Consider the following 22,572-nt stretch of genomic DNA (forward strand, 5'->3'; position numbering starts at 1 on the left):
GAGATGAAAAAGAAACTTATATATAGTGGTCTTTGTATTGCAGCGTCGCTTTTTGCCGGCTGTACCAAAGATTTCACCAAAATAAATACCGACCCTAATAAAACGTCGGCCGAAGTGTTCAATCCAAACTTCCTTTTAGCGCAGGCTGAACTTAATTATTCACAAACGGGCTACTCGCAGTTACTTTTTCAAAGTATGTGGTCGCAATCATTAGCTTCAACGTTCGGCTATTATGGTAACGGCGATAAATACACGCAAAGCGGATCATTTAACGATTATGTTGGCCGTGTGTATAGTGAGGGCTATGGCGCTGAAACTTACGCACAGGAAATGAAAAACCTTACAGCGAGCAATGCAGCGTATTCAAATCTGAATAAAATAGGCACTATTATGAAAGTACTTATCCTGCAACGCGTTACCGATACTTATGGTGATGTTCCTTACTCAGAAGCAGGCATGGCAAAACAGGGTATCTTTTTCCCTAAGTTTGATAAGCAGCAGGATATATATACCGCTATGCTTGCAGATCTTGACGCGGCAGTAAGCGGTCTTGATGCTGCAAAAGATAAACCGACTTCTGATCTGATCTACGGTGGCGATATTGCCAAATGGAAAAGGTTTGGTTACTCGTTAATGCTGCGTGTTGCTATGCGTTTAACTAAAGTTGATGCCGCTACCGCGCAAAAATATGCCGAAAAAGCTTATGCCGGTGGTACCATGGCAAGCGTTGATGATAACGCCAAAGTAAAAACAGATAACGCGAATGGTTACAGTAATTCTATCGTTAACGCTTTATTGACTACCGATGATTTCCGTGAAGTACGCTGGTCAAAAACTTTGATCGATTACATGAAATCAACTACCGATCCGCGAGTTAGCGCAATTGCTGAAATCACTACGGGTAACGGTAAAGCAGCTAACGAAAACGAATCGCTTGCTGGTGATAATACCTACAGTAAACAGTTAGGTATGCCAAATGGCTATGATCTTAACGGCGGAGCTACTGATATATCAAAAGCACCGGGTTACCCAGGCGCAACTCCGGCTGTAAGCGCTACAGATGCTCCGGCACCACTTGGCAAATATTCAAGACCAAGGCTCCAAGTTTATTACACCTCATCCGGAAGCATTAACCCTGTTGATAAAAGCACCATCAACATGCTGTTAACTTATGGCGAAACCGAGTTGTTACTTGCCGAAGCTTCGACCAGGAACTGGAATACAGGTAACGCTGCTACGCATTATGCTAATGCTCTTGCTGCTAACATGAAATCGGTCGCGCAAATCAATTCGGCCGCTACGGTAGATGCTGCCGCCATCACAGCTTATGTTGCTACACACCCATTGGTTAGTGCTACCGCGCTCCAGCAAATTAACATGGAGTACTGGGTTGAAACTTCAACCTTGTTCATGTTTAACGAAAACTGGACAAACTGGAGAAGATCAGGTTTCCCTGTATTAACACCTGTTGTTTACTCAGCTCAGTTTGATACTCAAATTCCGCGTCGCGTTATTTACCCAATTAACTTGTCATCAACAAACCCTAAAGGGTTAGCAAGCGGAGTTCAATCATTATCTGGTGGTGATAAATTTTCATCACGTGTATGGTGGGATAAATAATACCCCTATATAATTCATTTTAAAAACAAGGCTATGGCTTCATAGCCTTGTTTTTTGGTTTTTACAACAAAAAGGATTAATAATCCGGTGGCAATTATCAATACAAATAAGTAAATTTAAATCTCCCTGCGACCCGGAAAAAATAAAATCTGTTGATAATGTGTTGTTCTTCTCCCCTCGTTAATTTTAAACTTAAAAGGTTAAACACTTTTACATTTTGTACTGTTGCGCTGTTTACATTACAAAGTATGCGCGGTAATGCGCAGCAGCCACTTTTTAAGCTGCTTACCCCCGACGAAACCAGTGTTAAATTCCGCAATGACCTGATTGAGGACGAAAAGCTCAATGTGCTCTCCTATGAGTACCTGTACAATGGCGGTGGTGTTGCCGTTGGCGATATCAACAATGACGGCCTCGAAGACTTGTTTTTTACCAGTAATCTTGGTCAAAATAAACTGTATCTTAACTTAGGGAACCTTAAATTTAAAGATATTACCCAGCAAGCCGGCAGTGGCCTCGCTGGCAGGCCCGGCGACTGGAAAACCGGCGTCACCATGGCCGATGTTAACGGCGACGGCCTTTTAGATATTTATGTATGTTACTCCGGCCTTGGTGATAATGCCAAACGCCGCAACCAGCTTTTCATCAACAAAGGCAACAGCAAATTTGTTGAAATGGCCAAACAATACGGCCTTGACGATCCGGGCTATAGTACCCAGGCTGTATTTTTTGACTATAATAATGATGGCAAGCTGGATATGTTCCTGCTTAACCATAACGTTAAAAAAATCAGCAACCTTGAATTTGCGCAAGCCAAAGCCGAAACCGACGAACTGGCCAGCAATAAACTTTTTGAAAACCAGGATGGTCATTTTGTTGATGTATCCAAAAAAGCGGGCATCATTCAAAATCCCCTCACCTTTGGCCTTGGCGTTGCCATAGCTGATATGAACAAAGATGGATTACAGGATATTTATGTAACCAACGATTACAACGAACCCGACTACCTTTACATAAACAATGGAAACGGCACTTTTACCGAGGATAGTAAAAAGTGCTTCAAACATTTGTCGCAATTTTCAATGGGGGTTGATATAGCTGATATCAATAATGACGGCCTCCCTGATATGATGACACTTGACATGCTGCCGCCTGATAACCGACGTCAAAAGCTGTTACAACTACAAGAAAACTACGAATCGTTTGAGCTGATGCTGAACCAGAACCTGTACAAACAATATATGCGCAACATGCTGCAGGTTAATAATGGCGATGGTACTTTCAGCGAAATCGGTCAGCTGGCAAGTGTTTCCAATACAGACTGGAGCTGGTGCCCGCTAATTGCCGACTTTGACAACGACGGCTACAAGGATATCTTCATCTCCAACGGCTACTTCCGAGATTATACCAATAAGGACTTTTTACGGTATTGGGGCGATTATAAGCTAAAAAAAGCTATGAACCGCGAACCATTCCTGCTCATGGACCTGGTTAAAGCTATGCCCTCTACTACCCTGTCAAACTATATTTTCCAAAATAATCATAACCTTACCTTCACCGATAAAAAACAAGATTGGGGGATCAATAAAGGTGGCATTTCCAGCGGCTCTGTTTATGCCGACTTTGATAACGATGGCGATCTTGACCTGGTTACCAATAATATCAACAGCGAGGCTTCCATATTACAAAACATGACCATGGAAACCGGTAAAAAGAACTACCTGGCTGTAAACCTTAAACAACCGGAAGGAAATACAAACGCCATAGGTTCAAAAGTATTTGTATATAGCGGTAAGCAAGTACAGTACCAGGAAGTTAACCCTAACAGGGGATATCTTTCGTGCGTATCCACAGTTTTAAATTTTGGATTAGGCAATCAGCAGCAGGCAGATTCAGTACGGATCATCTGGCCCGATCAAACATCGCAATTGCTCAGCACCGTTAAAGCAAATCAACGCTTAAACATTACCTATAAAACAGGCAACCCTGTATTCAAAACCAATGGAAAAACCGCTACCAAATCAGTTTTTAGTTTAGCTAAACCGGCTATTAATTATACTAATACCGAAAACAGCATCAACGACTTTAAACGCCAGCCTTTGATGCTGTTCATGAGCTCAAAAACAGGGCCGGTGATAGCCAAAGCTGATGTAAACAAAGATGGTCTTGAGGACCTATTTATTGCCGGCGATCAGAACACACCGGGTAAGATATTTATTCAAAAAGCAGGCGGCAATTATACCGTTCAGGAAATATCAGATGTAAACAAAGAAAACACATCAGCAGCGGCGTTTTTTGACGCCAATGGCGATGGTTTCCCCGATCTGTACGTAGCCAAAGGCGGCTATTCACTATTAGAACCCGGCGCCAATGAGCTGCAGGACAAGCTTTATCTGAACGATGGTAAAGGCAATTTCAGCTTTTCAAGCACCTCCCTCCCGATATTAACCGCCAGCAGTAAATCATGTGTACGCCCTTGTGATTATAACAACGACGGAAAAATCGACCTGTTTGTCGGATCAAACGTTACACCGGGTTCTTATCCATCTGCACCAAAAAGCTACCTGCTTACCAATACGGGCGGTGGTCATTTTGAAATTACCGATGCACCATTTACAGGCGTAGGTATGATCAAAGATGCTCAATGGGCCGACTTGAATGGTGATGGCCGTAGAGACCTGGTAGTATGCGGCGAATTTATGCCCATCATGGTATTTACCAACACCAAAGCTGGTTTTGTTGATGAAACAGTCAAATACTTTGACCATCCCGTCAGCGGTTTTTGGAACACGCTAACCATTACCGATGTGGATAGCGATGGCAAGCCTGATATTATTGCTGGCAACCTTGGCGAAAACACACAGATCCATGCCAGCCAAACAGAGCCTGCTGAAATGTATTTTGCCGATTTTGACGGTAACGGCTCAATCGATCCGTTTTTTAACTTTTATATACAGGGCGTAAGCTACCCTTTTGTAAGCCGCGACGAATTGAACGACCAGATTTACCCGATGCGTAAAAGGTTCGCTTCATATAAAGCTTATTGCGATGCTACTATGAAAGATATTTTCACGCCCGAAGAGCTTGCTAAAGCTACTAAGCTTATGGCTAATGAGGTTGCAACATGCCTGTTCATGAACCGTGGTGGTAAGTTTGTAAAAGCTGAGCTGCCGTTGCAGGCCCAATATTCATCGGTATCAGAGATCCTCACCGGCGATTTTAATCATGACGGTAAAACAGACTTCCTGCTGCTGGGCAACCATTCAGATAACCGCCTGAAATTGGGAAGCTTTGACGCAAATTATGGCTGCCTGCTTACCGGCGACGGGAAAGGTAATTTCACATACCAAAGCCAGCCGGTTGCAGGGCTATCAGTAAACGGTGACGTAAAATCGGCCACGGAAATAAAAATAAACGGCGCAAATTATGTAATGATAGGTGCATCGGGCCAGGCTTTGCAGTTTTATAAGTACTGAGTTTTAAGTAACAAGTCTAAAGTCTGGAATCGGGAGCTTTAGTGTGTTAGAGAACTATTAGCTTCTGCCTTAATGCTTGAAACTCGAAACAAAAATTAAAACAAATGATCAAACAAATATCCATATTGTTTTTAGCGCTTATAAGCACAACAGCTTATGCGCAAAAGAATAAAAAAAACATTCTTCCGTACCTGCATATCGATCAGGCTGTAAATTCTATTTCGGCGGTTATGATCCATGATGTTGTAAACCCGCCCGCTGCTTCCCGCTATTATGCCTATGTAACCCTGGGGGCTTATAATTTGGTTAGCCTAAACAATAAACAGATAATACCGGTTGGCAATTTTATCAAAAGCTACACACTGGATAACCAGATCAGCATCCCGGCCGATAAGTACGATTATCGCATAGCCGCTATGTATTGTATACTGGAAACAGGAAAGCAAATGCTCCCATCGGGCTTTATGCTACAGGATGATGAGGATAAGTATGTAGCCCTGCTTAAAGAGAAAGGCATAAGCGAAGATGTGATCAAACAATCAATAGCCGCTGCCACCGAAATGACGGCTAAGGTTATTAAATATTCCAAATCAGATAACTATAATAAGCTGAGCGGTCGGCTTCGGTATTCGCCTATTAAAGGTGGTAAAAACTGGTTCCCTACCCCGCCGATGTATATGGAGGCCGTTGAACCCAACTGGAAAACCATTCGCCCGATGTTTATTGATTCATCCGATCAGTTTGTGCCGGTTAGGCCCGCAGTTTTCAGCACAGATAGCACCAGCGAGTTTTATAAAGAGGCCTATGCAGTTTACAAAGTATCCAAAAACATGTCGGCAGAGCAGATCATGATTGCCAACTTTTGGGACTGCAACCCTTTTGCTGTCACCACATCGGGGCATATGATGATCGGCTTTAAAAAAATCAGTCCAGGTGGGCACTGGATGAACATTGTCGGTATTGCCGTAAAAAAAGCCGGGCTTAGTTTTGATAAATCTATACAGGTGGCAACAATGGTGGCCATGACCGAAATGGATGCATTTATCAGTTGCTGGGACGAAAAATATCGCAGTAACGGCATCCGTCCTGAAACCTATATTAACAAATACATTGATATTAAATGGGTGCCCATGTTGCAAACCCCGCCATTCCCGGAATATCCAAGCGGCCATGCCGTGTTGTCAAATTCGTCGGCTGGAGTATTAAGTTATCTGTTGGGTGATAACTTTGCTTACACAGATGATTCGGAAATCCCCTATGGTGTTGGCCCCCGCGACTTCAAATCATTTAAGCAGGCGGCTGAAGAAGCTTCTTTGTCCCGCTTTTATGGTGGTATTCATTTTAATGATGCCATTGTTAACGGAAATCAGCAGGGGCGCGATGTGGCAGCAGCGGTTGTTAAAAAATTAAAAGCGGCCGGAATAAACTATTTGGGTAAATAAAGCTTAGTTAAAAGTGAACTGCTTTTTAACTATGCGCACCAAGTAAGCAAGGTTACTGTACTTTTTATCATACCGGGATCCCGATCTTAATTCAGGAAACCGTTAAGATTCGAGGAGTCGTTCAAAACGTTTATCGGGTATGAACCAGGTCCCGGCTACCACTACATAAATTACCACGCTGATAACAGGATTTAACCAGGTACATAAAATAGCAACCGCGTATAGCACCACAGAAATTTTGCCTTTAAAATCACTACCGAAAGCTTGTGCTATCAGCGAGTTTTCACCATGATGTTTTATAAGGCAGAAGGCCAAAATACGGTAGGCAATACCATTCATGATGAGCACCACACCATAAAAGAAAACCGGCCATTGGGTGAGGTGGGTCTCTCCCATCCAGCCGGTTACAAAAGGTATCAACGATAGCCAGAATAACAGGTGTAGGTTGGCCCACAATATTTTACCATTTACAGAGCGTACCGCCTGCAAGGTATGGTGATGATTGTTCCAGTAAATACCTACATATACAAAACTGAGCAGATAGCTTAAAAAAACCGGGATAAGTGGCTTCAAAGCTTCCAGGGTTTCGCCATGCGGAACCTTCATTTCCAACACCATAATGGTAATAATGATGGCTATTACGCCATCACTAAATGCTTCTAACCTGCCCTTGCCTAATGCCATGCAATAAATATAGCGTTATTTAGCAAAAGCTTTATAACGCTCCATAGCCTCAACAAAGTAATAATCGGCATAAGTTAAAGGCACATCAACTTCGGTACCTGCCGGAAAATGGCCCACGCTGTGTTTCAAAATAAAACCTCCGTTGGTGTTCAAATCAGCCTTATATGCCGGTGCAGATAAGTTTTTGATAATAGTTTGAGCTGTATTAAAATACTCCTGACCATCCTTTTTATCAACATAACGGCAAAGTTCAAGCAAGGCCGAGGCCATAACTGATGCTGCAGATGCATCGCGAAGCGCGTTAGGGATGTTTGGTGCGTTATAATCCCAGTAAGGTATTTTATCGGCAGGCAAGTTTGGATTGGTCAATATAAAATGCGCTATATTTTTTGCCTGCTCAAGGTATTTTTTGTCTTTAGTTTCGCGGTACATAACTGTATAGCCGTATAGCCCCAGGATTGTCCCCTTGCCCATGCCGACTCGTTAGCAAAGCCTTGCGCGGTTTTCTTTTCCTTTACCGCTCCTGTTTGTTCATCGTAATTAATTACGTGGTACGAACTAAAATCCGGCGGAAGTGGTTTTTCATAGTGGTATTGGCATGGGTAACCGCTATTTTATAAAAACTCGAGTCGCCGGTTGCCTTGGTAGCGTAAAACAACAGTTCCAGGTTCATCATATTGTCAATGATCACCAGAAAATCATTAGCCTTTGAATTCCATGAACGGATACAGCCAACCGTTGGGTTAAACCTTGTTGAAAGTGATTTGGCACTATTAATCAGAATTTCTTTATACTCAGGTTTCGGCTCAAGATGGTTTGCTGTACCGAAGCTGCAGTACATCATGAAACCAAGGTCATGCGTCCCTTTATTATATTGTTCTTTTTCGAGGCCTTTCAAGTTTTCATTAGCCTGGTTAAGCAGTTCAGCATCTTTAGTTTGCTGATATAGATTTAGTAATGTACCTGAATAAAAACCACTGCACCACCAGCTGCTATTGCTTGTTTCAAACTTATCGGTAGTAGGGTGATACGTTTTAGGGAACTGCTCAGGTCCAAATTGTTTGGCCATGTACTTATATTGTATGCCCGCATCAGCAAAGTTTTTTTTGATGGTTGCCAACACATCCTTTTGAGGTTTAAAGCTATTTTGCGAAAAAGAATTGAGGCTTAGCGCTAATAAACATGCAGTAATTGCTGATTTGTACAGGTGTTTAAATTTCATAGATTATAAATAACTGGTTAAAGTGCTCATGCAGGGCACATTTCAAGTTATAAAAGTGCAGATTTTGGTTCAATAAAAACAAGCACCAGACAGCCATTTGACTATATATTTCTACTACATCGATGTAGTTAGGGTGATTTTTTTCAGCTGAAGACTCAGGAAGTTTAAAAACCGAGCAAGGCAGGACAGAGAGCACACAAATCCCGTCAGCATCATTTCTTAGTTAAAAGCCGTTACGACAAGATTTTTATATGCCCCCTGTGGGCAGTTGCCGTGCCAGTAACCTACCGAACCGCTCTTCAATGATGGATCAAGCGGGGTGTACACCATAGCCGGCTTCGGGGCATTATCTACATAAACCTCCATTTTGCTGCCATGAACTACCACCTTAACATGAAACCATTTATTTTGCGGGATTATAGCTTTAGCCTGGTATTTTGTTGCCTCATAGTCCCACCAGTTAAACTCCACCTTCTTTTCGGGCATGTACTGGATAGCGTTAATAGTACCGGATGATCCCGGCCTGAAATAAACTGTTTCATAATGATGGGCATCCCGGATATGAAAAGCCAAACCAACAAAACCTCCTTTGGGATTTACACAAGCTACATCCATTTCAATAATACCGTCCTTAAAATTTAAACCCGGTTTATACGCTAAACTGGCCGATTTGTAGTCGCCGATTTTCCGTTTGATGAGCAGCGCTTTTTGTCCCTGGAAAGTACCCAGCTCATAGTCAAGCGTATCGTTTTTAGGAATGATCCATTGTTTAGGGTTTACAATCGAAAGGTTGTATACCTGGTGCTTTTGTTGTGCCCGTGTTTCCACGGCAGCAAACAGTGTTAACATTAAGACTAATTTTTTCATGATGATGGTTGTTTTATACTTATTGAGTAATAACAAGGTTGGCAAAATCGCCTGGCAGCCCGGACGACCAAAGGCCAACGAGCCCGCTCTGCCGGTTATTCAGTTTTTTTACAGTAAGCGATGGTTGATCGGAATGGTTAACATACACAATAATATCATTGGTATTAATTACAATACGCGCATGAAACCAGGCCTCGGCAAGCGGAAAAGGGTTTACTGCATTTTCATAAACCAGCGGATGCTCCTTACGGAGTTTATCCCAGGGAAAATCCGGCTCGCTGATGTATTGTACCGTATGTTTGCGGCGAAGCGTATCCGTGGTTTGGAAATTAAAAGGGCGGAAATAGATAACATCATTGGTTGTAGTATCAACCCCGTGAAAAGCTATACCCAAAAAGCTTTCCTGAAAAACATCTCTGCCCCGTAAATCGATATCGATAGTGCCTGTCTTAAAATTCACATCTTTAAGCCATAAAATACCATCTAATGTTAGGCCTTGTTTATTGCCATCGGTAAGTTCTTTAACAGTTTGGCGGGTGTAGGCTTTCACCATTTTATTTTCCTTAAGCAATTGGTTAATATCATATGTAACTCTTTTTTGCTGACTGTAACAAAAGCCGCCGCCAAGCGTCATGCTTAGTATGGCAAACAATAAAATCTTGTTGTTCATGGGTTTTGATTTTAACTTTAATCAAAACTTGCAAATTGTCATTACAATAAAGCACGGGCGGCATTTCAAGTTAAGTTCAAGTTTGTTCAAAGCATTTTAGGGATTTTTAAACCACATTATTACCTGTAGATCAATGGAAAAGGAAAAACAATTGCTTTTGTTATGTCGGCAGCTTATTGAGCGAACCTTAAATTGGGGTGATAGTGATATTTGGGGTAATGATGACTTTGAGCAGCTAAGCCAGCAAATCTTTGATAAAACACGGGTGCAGCTCAGTGTATCAACCCTAAAAAGGATCTGGGGTAAGGTGCGCTACGAAAGCTTTCCCAATGCAGCAACACTGAACGCCCTTGCCCGTTTCCTTGACTACACCAGTTGGCGCGATTTCAGGCAGCACCACCAGGTTAACGGCGTAATTGAGCAACCGGTTAAAATAAATGATTCAGATACCGCAGTTGTGGTTCCGCTTTCAAAACCCGGTATACGCTATATATGGTTTGGCAGCGCATTACTGCTGGTATTGGGCGCATTGTTTTTCATGAGCAGCAAGCGCAATAAACCTATTGATCCCGGCTCAATAAAATTCACCAGCAAGAAAGTTTCTGACGATTTGCCGAACTCGGCTGTATTTAATTATGACGCCTCAGCATTTCATTCTGATAGCGTTTTTATTCAGCAATCATTGGACCCTAATCGCCGCGAACAGGTACCCGGTGACGGCAAACAGTATACCTCTATCTATTATGATCCCGGTTATTTTATAGCAAAGCTCATTGTAGACAAACATGTGCGAAAGGAAACATCGGTATTTATTAAAACCAAGGGCTGGAAAGGCATCCTTGATCACCAGCCCATACCTGTTTATCTTTCGCCGGAAGAAATTAAAGGGCAAGGGTTTATGGGAATTACAGCAGATGTCATGGAGCAAAAATCAGGAACGCCTGTTTTTAACAATACGAGGGTAAAATTTGCTAACATCCGCGAATTTCCGGGAATTAATGCAGATAATTTCACTATGGATTGTATCCTGCGCAATACCTCAACACCCGGCCAATCGGCCTGCGCCAAAGCCGACCTCACCATTTTAGGTAACGGTACTGCCATTGTGATCCCCATAGTAAACAAAGGGTGTATCGCCGATATGGGCATTTTAACCGGCGAAGAATGGGTTGATGGAAAAAACCATGACCTGAGTGCCTTTGGTACAGATATGTCACAATTTCAAAACCTGAGATGCAGCGTTAAAGACCATTACCTGAAAATATATCTTAATAACAAACAGATCTTTGAATTTAAACAGGCTCACACCATGGGCCGTATTGTAGGCATCCGTTTTGAATTTGAAGGACCGGGGCAGGTAAAACATTATAAGCTGGAAACGCCCGGAGGGGCGGTTTATGAGGAGCAGTTTTAGATGTTGTAAAGCATTTAATTCATCACTTATTCATGTGCTTCTAAAAGTAGCTTATCAATAAGTGATTGTGATATCCTAAAATTGGTTTGCTGAATGCAATCGAGGTAGGGACGGATTAGCGGGATTGCTTTTTGTTGCTTGGCGTAAAGCAATACCCCTGCCGAGCCTTTAACCATGATACCTCTTTGTTCGGCAAGTTTTCTGGCGGCCCGGTCATCCGTCAACAAATAATCAGATTTAATTTCAGCAGCTAAAGCTATTGCACTTGCTTCACCAGGATCAACAATTTCTTTTATCTGATTTTGCAAATCTAAATTTTGAACCTGTTGTACAATTACCCAATCAGGCAGTACTCTACCATATTCATTTGCTATTTCGGGAGTTGTAATTACTTTCGAGAATAAGTCATGGAGTAAATGTAATGCTTTGATCTTATCTAAAATAATAAAGCAGCTTGTATCGGTAATAACAACTATCTTCTTAATCACGATCTAAATCAGCTTTTACACTTGGGTCGAGATAATTAACACCAAAGTTGATAAGGATCTCCGCAAAATCCCACTTTTTCATGCTGCACATTTCGGCAGCTTGTGCTAAAGATAGTTTTCCAGCTTCATAAAGTTTAGCTGCAATAAGACGAACCGTTTCGTCATGTTCTTTTTCCAACGCTTCAGGAACTTGTAATATCATCGTTGTCATGATATAAAGATAAGCATTATTGAAACTAAATACAGGAGTTCATTAAACAAACGTGCTCCAGCAACCCTAATTTACCGAATTATCCTCTAAATTAATATCATACCCCTGGACAAGCAGATCACTCACGCTCGCGGTAAACGGTTTAACAAATTGCTCAATCTTAGCATAACCTTCCTTAACAGCATCTTCATTCTGCGGGTCAAAAACAATCTCATCCAAATTACTGATCACCTTGTTATCACCACGATGCACATCGGCAATTAAAAATATACCTTTAGCATCACTTTTATGGTCGGGGTGATTTGGTTCTGTTTGGGCGTTGATGGAAAACACCAGCCCATAATCATCATCAGAGATATTTTTTAAAACAGTGATCTCCAATACAAGGCAAAAAGCGCCATTATCGCTGTAACATTGCTGCGTGTACTGGCATTTGATCAGATCCTGAAAATCATTTTCGGCTTTTAACCGTATCTGTTCGTACAAATCAAAAACTGCTTCAAATAAATCCATAAAGAGATGTTAGTCGGTTAATCCAAAACAAACATAACTATCTCCCGACTTACTTCCAATTTTTCCGCCGCCACAGGCAATAACTATGTACTGTTTACCATCAATTGAATAAGTTGCAGGGGTAGCATAACCCGCCGCCGGCAAATTAGCTTCCCAAACCACTTTGCCGGTACGTTTATCAAACGCACGGATCTTTTCATCCTTAGTTGCAGCAATAAAAATTAAACCTCCCTTGGTAACCACGGGGCCGCCATAGTTTTCGGTGCCAGTTACAGGGATTCCTTTTTGGGTTAACTCAGGATACTCACCCAGCGGCACTTTCCAAAGCAACTTGCCCGATGTAAGGTTGATAGCATTGAGCGTACCCCATGGCGGTTTTATACCGGGATAGCCATCATTATCTAAAAAACGGTTATAACCATTCATGGCATAAGGTACTTCATCAACCATTTTCTTTTCCGCCTCCGAACTGGCGGAGCGATTGCCGGTTGGTTCTTTGGCTACCTCTTTCGCCCCCTTAGTTTCCGGGATCTTGAGCAGGAAAGCAAGCAGGTTCTTTTTATCTGTGGGCGAAATCTGTTTAAAAGAAGGCATCATGTTGCGGCCGGCAGCAATAATACCGCTCACCTGATCGGCAGTATACTTTTTGCCGATGTTTACCAACGATGGATAGGAGGTGCCATTACCCTTCAGTTCGGCGCCGTGACAGCCGATGCAATTTGTATTATACACCACGTGTCCCAATGCCTGAGGTGAATGATCGTTAGTGTTGGTTTTAGGTACATCAATCATTACCTGCGCCCATGGCATTTCAGAGCAGTTTACGTATAGTATCTTACTTTCAGGATCAACTGCAGCTCCGCCCCACTCGCCCCCGCCGTCAAAACCGGGGAAGATCCAGCCTCCCTCCTTGCTTGGCGGGGTAAACATGTTCCGGTTTTTTACCTGGTTATATTTTGACAGCATTTCCCTGTGCACTTCGGGCGTACGGTCGGTAACATCTTCGGGATTAAACATTTGCCGGGCGAAAGGTTGCGGCAAAGTTGGGATGGGTTGCGTAGGCCAAACTTCTTCGCCTGGAAGCGCTTTGGTTGGCACAGGCGTTTCCACTATCGGGAATATTGGCTTACCTGTAGTCCTATCAAACATAAATACATAACCATGCTTGGTGATCTGCGTTACGGCATCTACCTTTTTGCCGTCTTTAACGATGGTTACCAGGTTGGGGTTGGCGGGCAGGTCCCTGTCCCACAAATCATGATGTACAAACTGGTAATACCATTTAAGCTTACCCGTAGCCGCATCAAGTGCCAGCAATGAATTGGCAAACAGATTTTGCCCCTTCCTGAACCCACCATAAAAGTCGCCACCTACTGAGCCGGTGGGAATATACACGATCCCCCTCTTTTCATCCAAAGCCATCCCTGCCCAATTATTAGCCCCGCCAAATTTTTTGTAAGCCGCTGTATCTTTCCATGTATTGTACCCCACTTCGCCGGGATGCGGTATGGTGTGGAAGATCCATTTTAACTTTCCTGTCCGGGCATCGTAAGCACGCACGTGCCCAGGAGCCGCATCGGCTGATTCGGATACGCGGTCACCAACAATCAACACATCTTTATAAACCACGCCGGGCGTAGTTCCCGCAACAAATGATTTGGTATCCCTGTCTAAATTCTTAGTAAGGTCGAGATATCCACCCTTGCCAAATGAGCGCACCGGAGTGCCGTTTTCGGCGTCAATAGCCCAGGTTTTAGCTCCCACGCTGTAGAAAATCCTTTTTTCACCGCCATTATCATTTTGCCAGTATATTACTCCACGGCTCACTTTATAGTAAGCCATAGGGTCGCCATTATTAGTAGTATCATCCTTAGCGGGGTCAAACAGCCATTTTTGCAGGCCTGTAACAGCATTTAACGCAAACAGCTTCAATTTAGGACTGGTACCATACAAAATACCATCGACCATAATTGGGTTGCATTGATTCTGGCTCAGGTTAGCAGTGTCCCTATCTCCGGTGCTAAAAGTCCACATCACTTTTAGCTTGTTTACATTATTTAAAGTAATTTCATCATTGGATGAATACCGTACCCCTTCTTTTGAACCCGCATAGGCAGGCCAACCACTATAGTTATTATTTTGATTACCTTGCTGATTTTTACAGGACGCATAAATGCCTGCCGCAAAGCACAGGGCTATCAAATACCGGGTGTTAATCATTTATAATGTAAAAATTTGGTGTTAATTGAGTCCCGACGCATTTCAGCATATATGGTGCGGCGCGTGTTTGCAACAGTGTTCGCTAAATGTATGAATAAAAATTATTTTACAAATATTCATCCGTTGCCTGCGTATATCATTTCGTCCATAAAAAATGCCATAGCTAAAAAAGCCATGGCATTACAAGATGTATCACAAGCATCCTCTACAGGGAACCCTTACTTTTATTTCTTCACTAAACTAACAGGTGCAACCTCCTGGCTCAACAGTTTTCCAAACAGCTCCCAGCGTTTTGCGGGAGCTTTTGCGGTGCCTCCGTTTGATTCAATGTAGTTTTTCACCAAATCCTGGCCGTAATTATAATTGATAACATAACTACGATATTTTTTGATAAAGCTGATTGATTTTTGAGCAGTCTCATCGTTCATAAGGCAATACTTTCTAAGGTACGACAATGCTTTATCCTGGCTCATGGTATTATTGATCAAGCCTCTTGCTGCCTCGTTGCGGGCATAGTTTAAAGTACCTTTTATAGCCAGGGCCTTGAAATACAGGTCGGCACCGGCGGTATCCAAACCGGCCAACGGCAGCAATACGTTTTTCGCAAACTTTATTTTATCATCACCGGGGAACGCTACCTCAATACCGTAATTGGCACTACCCTCGGCAATCAACGATTGCGGACTAAACAACGGGTACAGGGAAATTTCAACCCAACCTTTATCATGGTAAAGGTTTTTCTCCAGCAACATATTGTATACATGGTGTCCGGGATAACTTTCATGACTGCCCACATCAATAGCGCGGTCAATAAAAATCTTCAGATCGGTATTGATTTGTACCGTGCTTTTGTAACCTCCTTTGTACCAGTTATAACCCGACCATGGCTTATTAGTTACATATTCCAGCGTAAATGTTTCGCCGGCAGGCAGTTGGTAATGGACAATTGTGCGCTTGCGGGCCTCGGCAATAGCCGCTTTTATAACAGGGTCTAATTTATCTTTTGGTATAATGAACTTATTGGCCAGCTTTTGAAACCTGTCGTTCACGTTTCCTTTACCCGGTAAAATGCTGTCGAGCAGGGCTATCTGCCCCTTAAAAAAATCATCGGTATAAACCGGGGCAGCTACACCAAATAACTCGCGAGATTCTTCATCAAAAGGCCTTTCCTCTCCCGAAAAAATACGGATCCGGCGACTGAAAGCAACCAACTGATCGGCCATCCAATTAGCGCGGATCTTATTGGTATCAATTTTCGAAGTATTGGCGATGGTGCGCAGGTCATTCATCAGGCTGTTTGCCGAGGCCAGCAGACTATCCTTAGGGAAAGTTTTCAGGGGCTCCGATTTTGGCTTCAATGAATCCGGCCCATAATAAGCATCTACAAAGTCGCCGTCGTATTGCCCTATTGCAAGGCCAAGCTTTACATATTCAACAGCAAGGCTATTGAGCTTTTTATTTTCGAGCTGCTGTGCCGGGCCATGCCCACATGAAAACAGTAATAACAAAGGGGCAAAAAACAGTAGTTTTTTCATGGCGATTGATCTTGTACGGTAAATGTGGCGCAAGATAATAATTCCATTTAGTATAAGAGGAATGCAAGCCTTACCGTAAGGGTTGTACAAAAGCTTAGGGTTTGCTGAACGAATTAAGATTATACGTTACCCCCACCGCTACACCCGTAGACTGCAGTTTAATATCAGAATATCCAACTCCTGAAATTGGCACTTTCATATAAGGCTGAACGCTTACCCCAAACTTTGAGTTTATTTTGTGCTCATAAGTTGCATTTATATTGATAATACTCAATAAATACCCCTTACTGTTAGGTACAGTATAAGTTTGAGGCCACGCAGCACTATTAACACCATCGGCATAATTATAAGTATACTTTTCATGCAACATCAGATAGGACGATAAACCAGTGCCTATCGATAATTTATTGCGAAAATTGCCATATACCTGGTAGGCTATATTAACCGGAATATCAAGCATTTTACAGTCTGCCGTTACATCCGTTGGCTCATTTTTAAACACATATGCAGTGCGATAATTGGCAAAGCTTGTATTGTAAGGTTTTGATGAATACACAACACCACTTGTAATTGTTAACTTTTTAGTGGCACCAAATGAAAGCAGCAAACCATAATTGCTGCCAACCTTGCCCTGGAACGAATTTGTACCATTAACATCAGAAGAAGCCAAGGCCGTGATAGCCCATTGCGGCCGGTAACCAAAGCTTTGTTTAGTTATTTTCTTGTCCGGTTTGGATACAGATGCGGCAACAGGCTGTCTCTCGATATTTGTCTTAAAGTCAGGAACTGCTAAAGGTGCCGGTTGTATGTCAAGCGACAAAGCTCTTTTCTCCAGTAAACTTTCAATGGAAGCTTTATTATTTAAGGGATTAATTGAAGGATCTGTGTTTGCTATCAGCTCAGAAGGACGTGACATGATGGTATCACGACCAACTATTCCCTTTTTGTTTGATCCGGTAACGGCGCGGTTAGCACCAGCTACAGAAGGTATCAAAACTGTTTGGCCGGCTTTAACATAATTATTCTTATTGCTGTTAGCTGCAACATTGTTATTTGTTGGCGATGTTGTTTTGATACTATCTGTAACCTGAGGATTTTGTACGGCAACACCGTTCGTTACCGGATTTGTTTTAGGCGCAGCGGGCTTAACCTTAACCTGTTGTTGCCCAGCTGTATTATCATCCTTTACATTAGGTTTAAAAAACCACCATCCTAAAAACAGCAGTAACATCGCTGCTATTCCGCTTGCAATTGGCAACCAGTAAACGATTCCACGACGTTTCTTGCCTTTGTCAAGCATTTGCTCAAGCGCATTCCAGTCATCCTCGTTAAACGCGCGATGATTTGCCGGGTCTTCCAGCCCCTTCTTAAAAATGTTATCTAAATCTTCTTCGCTTTTCATCCTCTGATACCATTATTAAAAAAGGTTGTCCTTACATCTATACCTATGCCATTATACGCCACAATTGGGTTAATATCCATACCCCTGTTGTAATTTGTTTTATTAGCAGTTTCCTCTGCTTTTAATATCATTTGTTTTAGTTTTTGTCGCGCTTTGTGCAGGTTTGACTTTGATGTTCCCGGATTAATATTTAGCATTTCCCCTATCTCTTCATGCGAATAACCGTCAATCGCAAAAAGGTTAAAAACCGTACGATAAGCCTGCGGCAACTGATGTACCATAGCCAGCAGGTCTTCATAATTTAAATTTTTATCTGTCAGGTCTCCCTCACTCACATTTTCTGCCTTCTCCAAATCCTCGGTATAGGCCATTTTTAAATTGGCACGATAATAATCAATAGAAACATTCATCATAATACGTCCAATCCATGCTTTAAACGGCCTTGAAGTATCAAACCTGTCTATATGGGTAAATACTTTCATAAAACCCTGGTTCATAACTTCTGCAGCTTCATCACGGTTACCTGCATAACGGAGACAAATGCCCATAGAAAATCCATAAAACGCTTTATAGAGCATTTTCTGACTTTTCCTGTCCTGCTTTACGCAGCCATTGATCAGTTGATGTAACTCTTCTTCGCCCATACGGGGGTTATAAACTCAGAATCAAACACATAAATTTAACCTTATCTACGCACATCACGGCAACTATTATTAAAAGGTTGCCCGTTGTGCAAAATAATTTAAATTTTTCTCACAATTGGATAAAATCATGCACACTTTTCTCACCTACGGAAATCATTTATACAAAATATGCACAAGCTAACACAGCCTCAATAAAATCTTTGCAAATAATTATATTTTTGACAATGAGGCAACCTGTACGTGTATTTATAGCGTAATGCCATGTAAACCCCGCCTGCTTTAAAGGCCTTTTATGAGAATCGACATAAACCCAAACTTCCCTGTAAAAAATTGTAAAACCTGCGGGACACGTCCGATAATTGAACAAGCAAAAGATCGCTGGATTATCCTGTGTCCCAATCCGAATTGTCGAAATGCCATTTCTGACAAGCTGATTAATATAACAGAATGGAATAAGCAAAATCCATAATGTTTTTTCGCCGGTTTATTTATCTTAAGGCAACCATCCCCTGAACATGCACGATATATATTATAAAAGGGCATAACAAGCCCTTAATAATTTATATACTAATAATACTACTGCTGCATGGTACCGGTGTCTGTTGTGATCATTACTAAAAACGAAGCTGCCTTAATTGAAGATTGTATAAAAATGGCTTCTTTAATTACCGATGATATTGTTGTGATTGATAATGACAGTACCGATAGCACGCCGCTTATTGCCTCCCGTTATGGCTGCAGGGTGTTTCAAAAAAGCTGGAGCGGATATGGAGCAAACAAAAATAAAGGGGTAACCCAGGCCCGCTACAACTGGATCTTAAGTATTGATGCTGATGAGGTACCTGATTTGGAGCTTATTAAATCGCTCCATAATTTAACCTTTGACAAACCGAATGTTGTTTACGATATCAAATTCAAATCATACTTTGGCAAAAAGCTGATCCGTTTTGGTAATTGGGGAAATGATCATCACCTGCGTTTGTTTAATCGTTCATTGGTAAAATGGGGCGAAACCGAAGTACACGAAACTCTGCTTTTACCTTCCGATGCCGAGATCAAAAGCATAGCGGGTTATATCCAACACCACTCTGTAACCGATATTGACGACTTTAAGCGTAAAGCTATTCTTTATGCACAGCTAAGCGCAGCCAAATATTACAAAGCCGGTAAAAAGGCAACGTTTATCAAGCTATATTTCTCGCCCGCTTTTGGCTTTTTACGCAATTACATTATCAGACTTGGTTTTTTAGATGGAGCTGAAGGATTGGCTATAGCGCGTGTTATTTATAAAAACACACGCCTTAAATACGCTTATCTGAAACAATATAAAGAGTTGTCTCAAACGCGAAACACCTATCGTAACGAGTTGGCTATAGAGCAGATTAACTGACCAAGGTATGATATCGTATAGTTGGTAGTCTGAAGTCAAAATTAAACAGGACTTTTGAGCTGAGGCTAAGTACTATCGACTTAAAACTATTTGTCCAGCACCTGTTGGTAAAACTGCAACGTTTGCCTGGCCAATATATCGATATCAAAACATTGTTTTACCTTTTCATTGCCAGCTAAAGCAAGTCGCAGGCGTTTTTCAGGCTCATTAAGCAATGTAACTATCGCCGATGCCAATTGCTCAACATTGTCTGGATCTATCAGCAGCCCGTTAACGCCATCATCAATAAGTTCGGGGCCGGATGTTCGGTTTGAATTGATCACCGCTGTTCCACATGCCATGGCCTCTAACGGCGCAAGTGCAAAAGCTTCGGCATATGATGGGAATACCGCCACTGCCGAATTACTTAAACAGGCATAAAGTTCATCCCTCCCCACGTGCCCTTTAAACACAACACTGCTTTTTGCATCCTTCTGCAAGCAGGCGATTACTTTACTTACCGGGCCTTTCCCCAGTATCAGTAACCGGGCATCAGGGACCTGTTTTATAACTGTATTCCAGGCCTCCGCTAACTGAAAAATCCCTTTTTTTTGAACAAGGCTCCCCGTAAATACCACCTGTTTATTATCAACCAGGGGACTGTTTTCAAAGGCTACGTTTGTATCTATACCATTATACAACACCGTGATGGACTTGTTATACGACAGGTAAACAGCACTTTTTTTTGCAGTATAGGCGCTTGCACTGCTAACAGCCGCTGCGCGGTTTAAAATATCCTGCTCCATTTTCAAAACATGCGGTGCAATCTGTATCCCTGCCTCAGCATTAAAGTAGGTAATGGAACCATTCAATTTAACAACTACAGGAACGGGTAATGCGGGGAACGGCACATATGATTTACAATACCTGATATAATCATTATAATCGGGCATTTCAATAATACCGATCTGCTCATCAGCTATGATCTGTTCCAGTTTTTTTTGATAAGAGGCAAGGCTTCTTTTTATATCCCGTTGCGTAATACCTGTATCCAGTAATATCCTGTTAAGCATCCGCACCCCGGCAGACCGCTGATTTTCAAACCACTTATCATCAATGCCCCAGCGATATCTCAAAACGTTTACACCTTCATCTTCAAATTCATTCGCGCCTCCGTATCCGCGGCTATACAATCCGGCAACAATTACCTTATGTCCCAGCTTTACCATTTGCCGGGTAATGAGCCGTACATAGGTTCCGATACCGCCATGTGGTCCGGGAGGATATTCATCGCACAGATATAAAATGTTCATTGCGCTAAAAACTGTTTACTGTTTTGAATATTACGACTGCTCAATTGTTGTGATATTAAAGCTATTAACAAATAAAAAACTATCCCCAATAAAAGCCTGAACAAGAAATGTATGTTGATTGAAGCTGTTATAAACCAGCCGGCCAAAGCAGCAGGAAGTAGTATCACAAATGGCCGTAAGCTGATATGCATAATATTTTCATTCACCAACCTGTAATAGAGCACCGCCTGTAATATATTGGTAATTAAAAATGCCACAGCCGAACCACTGCCATTAAGCAGCGGGATCAATATCAGGTTAAGCGCAATATTTGTTGTAGCACAGATTACGGTAACAGATGATACGGCCTTATACTTTTTAGCGCTAAAACTTAACGACCAAAGCAGGTTTATAAAAAACTGCAGGGGTATGCACAACGATAGGATCAAAAATTCGGTAGCATTGGCAGCGCCATATTTGCCGCCGGTTATCATCCCCACTACAGGTGTCCAAAGTATATTAAGGACAAGTGGTAAGAGCATAGCCAACAGCGACTCGACTGTATTAAAGGAATTTACCTGCTCCTGCAATTGGTTAGATGGCTTTAAGGCCATCAGCCTTGACAGGCGCGGTAAAATAACAGGAGCTATAATAAGCATTGGCAACCGTGAAAGCTCATAAGCCCGGTATGCAAAACTATAGTCGGCCAGCACGGTTTTGCCTGCCATAAAACCCAGCAACAGCCAGTCCATCCGCGATAAGCTCATATCAAATATTACCGATACATACTGCGCCGTGGCCTCTTTAAGCAACTTTTTATATGCTCGAAATTGAAATTTAAAACTAAAATCTGTTTTCGTGATAACATAAATGAGCAGGGCCAACAATTCGGCCCCGGCTGTACCTATCATTACCATAACTACAGAGCGAACTTGTAATTGATGGATAGTAATAAGATAAAACGCACCACAAACCCTTAGGCTGTTACTTATAATGGCGATTATGCCATAAGGCGTAAATTTTTCCTTTGCGTTTAGAAACTGTTTTAACGGAATACCCAGGAAAAGCAGGCCCTGGGCTATAAAAAACCATGGAAGCGCCTGGTAAATATTGTCACGCAATACTAAACTTAATAGTAACAGTACACCCAGGGTTACAAAAAAAGTAGCGAGCGAATGGAACAAAAATGCAGCAGCCGCCCAATCCGACCGTTGTGAGGCTGCTATACGCCTGATCACTACCTGCTCCAGTCCGAACCCCAGGATGGTGGTAACAAATATCGATAAGGCATTCATCCAGCTAATGGCTCCAAAGCTGTCCTTACTCAGGTAGACAGAAATAATATAAAAAAAGATACTGCCAAGCACCTGCAAGGCAAGTGCCTGCAAACCTGACGAAAAAAAACTGATGAATGCTTTACTCCTGAACAACGACGTATATGTTTATACTCTTATACTATTGTTTTTATCGGCCGGTTGCCTGTAACATTTTAATATCCCGGTT

Annotated in this window: 19 protein-coding genes; 5 read left to right on the top strand and 14 right to left on the bottom strand. The window is 42.2% G+C overall.

Annotation, left to right across the window (positions count from 1 at the left end):
- Window positions 1-3 precede the first annotated feature (3 nt).
- The 3 genes from DIU38_RS12855 to DIU38_RS12865 all read left to right on the top strand — a co-directional run bounded on the left by DIU38_RS12855 (window position 4) and on the right by DIU38_RS12865 (window position 6,538).
- A complete protein-coding gene (locus DIU38_RS12855; protein ID WP_091167840.1) occupies window positions 4-1,620 on the top strand; it encodes a SusD/RagB family nutrient-binding outer membrane lipoprotein in 1,617 nt (538 codons plus the stop codon).
- Between the two features lie 248 nt (window positions 1,621-1,868).
- On the top strand, window positions 1,869-5,096 hold the full coding sequence (locus DIU38_RS12860) for a VCBS repeat-containing protein (protein ID WP_112655072.1): 3,228 nt from the start codon (window positions 1,869-1,871) through the stop codon (window positions 5,094-5,096).
- Window positions 5,097-5,200: 104 nt separating this feature from the next.
- Window positions 5,201-6,538 carry a vanadium-dependent haloperoxidase gene (locus DIU38_RS12865; RefSeq protein WP_208057820.1) on the top strand — a complete coding sequence of 446 codons (1,338 nt, stop codon included), beginning with the start codon at window positions 5,201-5,203 and terminating at the stop codon, window positions 6,536-6,538.
- 102 nt (window positions 6,539-6,640) lie between these two features.
- Here the strand turns inward: DIU38_RS12865 and DIU38_RS12870 are convergent, their stop codons facing one another.
- The 5 genes from DIU38_RS12870 to DIU38_RS12885 form a co-directional block, all read right to left on the bottom strand.
- Window positions 6,641-7,222: a TMEM175 family protein gene (locus DIU38_RS12870; RefSeq protein ID WP_112655073.1), complete on the bottom strand. Its 582-nt coding sequence runs from the start codon at window positions 7,220-7,222 to the stop codon at window positions 6,641-6,643.
- Window positions 7,223-7,237: 15 nt separating this feature from the next.
- Window positions 7,238-7,696, bottom strand: coding sequence for a hypothetical protein (locus tag DIU38_RS34665; RefSeq protein WP_317132437.1), 459 nt, complete (start codon window positions 7,694-7,696; stop codon window positions 7,238-7,240).
- A gap of 70 nt (window positions 7,697-7,766) precedes the next feature.
- Window positions 7,767-8,444 (bottom strand): hypothetical protein, encoded by a 678-nt coding sequence (locus tag DIU38_RS34670; protein ID WP_317132438.1) that lies wholly within the window; start codon window positions 8,442-8,444, stop codon window positions 7,767-7,769.
- Window positions 8,445-8,663: 219 nt separating this feature from the next.
- Complete coding sequence (locus DIU38_RS12880; protein ID WP_146750316.1) at window positions 8,664-9,311, bottom strand: LamG domain-containing protein; 648 nt, start codon at window positions 9,309-9,311, stop codon at window positions 8,664-8,666.
- Between the two features lie 19 nt (window positions 9,312-9,330).
- The gene (locus tag DIU38_RS12885) at window positions 9,331-9,981 is read right to left on the bottom strand and encodes a hypothetical protein (protein WP_146750317.1); all 651 of its coding nucleotides are present in this window, start codon (window positions 9,979-9,981) and stop codon (window positions 9,331-9,333) included.
- Window positions 9,982-10,114: 133 nt separating this feature from the next.
- On the opposite strand from DIU38_RS12885, the gene DIU38_RS12890 reads away from it, so the two are divergent.
- On the top strand, window positions 10,115-11,395 hold the full coding sequence (locus DIU38_RS12890) for a hypothetical protein (RefSeq protein ID WP_112655077.1): 1,281 nt from the start codon (window positions 10,115-10,117) through the stop codon (window positions 11,393-11,395).
- 26 nt (window positions 11,396-11,421) lie between these two features.
- Here the strand turns inward: DIU38_RS12890 and DIU38_RS12895 are convergent, their stop codons facing one another.
- From DIU38_RS12895 to DIU38_RS12925, 7 genes are all read right to left on the bottom strand, one after another.
- Window positions 11,422-11,883: a DUF3368 domain-containing protein gene (locus DIU38_RS12895; RefSeq protein WP_112655078.1), complete on the bottom strand. Its 462-nt coding sequence runs from the start codon at window positions 11,881-11,883 to the stop codon at window positions 11,422-11,424.
- On the bottom strand, window positions 11,876-12,094 hold the full coding sequence (locus tag DIU38_RS12900) for a UPF0175 family protein (RefSeq protein ID WP_112655079.1): 219 nt from the start codon (window positions 12,092-12,094) through the stop codon (window positions 11,876-11,878). The genes DIU38_RS12895 and DIU38_RS12900 overlap by 8 nt, the downstream gene beginning before the upstream one ends.
- A 66-nt stretch (window positions 12,095-12,160) precedes the next feature.
- Window positions 12,161-12,607: a hypothetical protein gene (locus DIU38_RS12905; protein ID WP_112655080.1), complete on the bottom strand. Its 447-nt coding sequence runs from the start codon at window positions 12,605-12,607 to the stop codon at window positions 12,161-12,163.
- 9 nt (window positions 12,608-12,616) lie between these two features.
- Window positions 12,617-14,827, bottom strand: coding sequence for an outer membrane protein assembly factor BamB family protein (locus DIU38_RS12910; RefSeq protein WP_112655081.1), 2,211 nt, complete (start codon window positions 14,825-14,827; stop codon window positions 12,617-12,619).
- A 224-nt stretch (window positions 14,828-15,051) separates the two neighbouring features.
- Complete coding sequence (locus DIU38_RS12915; protein WP_112655082.1) at window positions 15,052-16,362, bottom strand: hypothetical protein; 1,311 nt, start codon at window positions 16,360-16,362, stop codon at window positions 15,052-15,054.
- A 94-nt stretch (window positions 16,363-16,456) separates the two neighbouring features.
- The gene (locus DIU38_RS12920; RefSeq protein ID WP_112655083.1) at window positions 16,457-17,764 is read right to left on the bottom strand and encodes a hypothetical protein; all 1,308 of its coding nucleotides are present in this window, start codon (window positions 17,762-17,764) and stop codon (window positions 16,457-16,459) included.
- The gene (locus DIU38_RS12925; protein ID WP_112655084.1) at window positions 17,761-18,408 is read right to left on the bottom strand and encodes an RNA polymerase sigma factor; all 648 of its coding nucleotides are present in this window, start codon (window positions 18,406-18,408) and stop codon (window positions 17,761-17,763) included. The genes DIU38_RS12920 and DIU38_RS12925 overlap by 4 nt, the downstream gene beginning before the upstream one ends.
- Window positions 18,409-18,994: 586 nt before the next feature.
- Between DIU38_RS12925 and DIU38_RS12930 the strand changes: the two genes are divergently transcribed.
- Window positions 18,995-19,798, top strand: coding sequence for a glycosyltransferase family 2 protein (locus DIU38_RS12930; RefSeq protein ID WP_112655085.1), 804 nt, complete (start codon window positions 18,995-18,997; stop codon window positions 19,796-19,798).
- Between the two features lie 86 nt (window positions 19,799-19,884).
- On the opposite strand, the gene DIU38_RS12935 is transcribed toward DIU38_RS12930, so the two are convergent.
- Window positions 19,885-21,090 (bottom strand): glycosyltransferase family 4 protein, encoded by a 1,206-nt coding sequence (locus DIU38_RS12935; protein WP_112655086.1) that lies wholly within the window; start codon window positions 21,088-21,090, stop codon window positions 19,885-19,887.
- Entirely contained in the window at window positions 21,087-22,499 is a 1,413-nt protein-coding gene (locus tag DIU38_RS12940) for an oligosaccharide flippase family protein (protein WP_112655087.1), read from the bottom strand. The genes DIU38_RS12935 and DIU38_RS12940 overlap by 4 nt, the downstream gene beginning before the upstream one ends.
- Window positions 22,500-22,572: the final 73 nt, after the last annotated feature.

The organism is Mucilaginibacter metallidurans (genome assembly GCF_003286435.2).
GTDB classification, from domain to species: domain Bacteria; phylum Bacteroidota; class Bacteroidia; order Sphingobacteriales; family Sphingobacteriaceae; genus Mucilaginibacter; species Mucilaginibacter gossypii.

Coding starts and splice junctions, on each gene's coding strand:
- DIU38_RS12855 (WP_091167840.1), top strand. CDS start 4: ATGAAAAAGAAACTTATATATAGTGGTCTTTGTATTGCAGCGTCGCTT.
- DIU38_RS12860 (WP_112655072.1), top strand. CDS start 1,869: ATGCGCGGTAATGCGCAGCAGCCACTTTTTAAGCTGCTTACCCCCGAC.
- DIU38_RS12865 (WP_208057820.1), top strand. CDS start 5,201: ATGATCAAACAAATATCCATATTGTTTTTAGCGCTTATAAGCACAACA.
- DIU38_RS12870 (WP_112655073.1), bottom strand. CDS start 7,222: ATGGCATTAGGCAAGGGCAGGTTAGAAGCATTTAGTGATGGCGTAATA.
- DIU38_RS34665 (WP_317132437.1), bottom strand. CDS start 7,696: ATGGGCAAGGGGACAATCCTGGGGCTATACGGCTATACAGTTATGTAC.
- DIU38_RS34670 (WP_317132438.1), bottom strand. CDS start 8,444: ATGAAATTTAAACACCTGTACAAATCAGCAATTACTGCATGTTTATTA.
- DIU38_RS12880 (WP_146750316.1), bottom strand. CDS start 9,311: ATGAAAAAATTAGTCTTAATGTTAACACTGTTTGCTGCCGTGGAAACA.
- DIU38_RS12885 (WP_146750317.1), bottom strand. CDS start 9,981: ATGAACAACAAGATTTTATTGTTTGCCATACTAAGCATGACGCTTGGC.
- DIU38_RS12890 (WP_112655077.1), top strand. CDS start 10,115: ATGGAAAAGGAAAAACAATTGCTTTTGTTATGTCGGCAGCTTATTGAG.
- DIU38_RS12900 (WP_112655079.1), bottom strand. CDS start 12,094: ATGACAACGATGATATTACAAGTTCCTGAAGCGTTGGAAAAAGAACAT.
- DIU38_RS12905 (WP_112655080.1), bottom strand. CDS start 12,607: ATGGATTTATTTGAAGCAGTTTTTGATTTGTACGAACAGATACGGTTA.
- DIU38_RS12910 (WP_112655081.1), bottom strand. CDS start 14,827: ATGATTAACACCCGGTATTTGATAGCCCTGTGCTTTGCGGCAGGCATT.
- DIU38_RS12915 (WP_112655082.1), bottom strand. CDS start 16,362: ATGAAAAAACTACTGTTTTTTGCCCCTTTGTTATTACTGTTTTCATGT.
- DIU38_RS12920 (WP_112655083.1), bottom strand. CDS start 17,764: ATGAAAAGCGAAGAAGATTTAGATAACATTTTTAAGAAGGGGCTGGAA.
- DIU38_RS12925 (WP_112655084.1), bottom strand. CDS start 18,408: ATGGGCGAAGAAGAGTTACATCAACTGATCAATGGCTGCGTAAAGCAG.
- DIU38_RS12930 (WP_112655085.1), top strand. CDS start 18,995: ATGGTACCGGTGTCTGTTGTGATCATTACTAAAAACGAAGCTGCCTTA.
- DIU38_RS12935 (WP_112655086.1), bottom strand. CDS start 21,090: ATGAACATTTTATATCTGTGCGATGAATATCCTCCCGGACCACATGGC.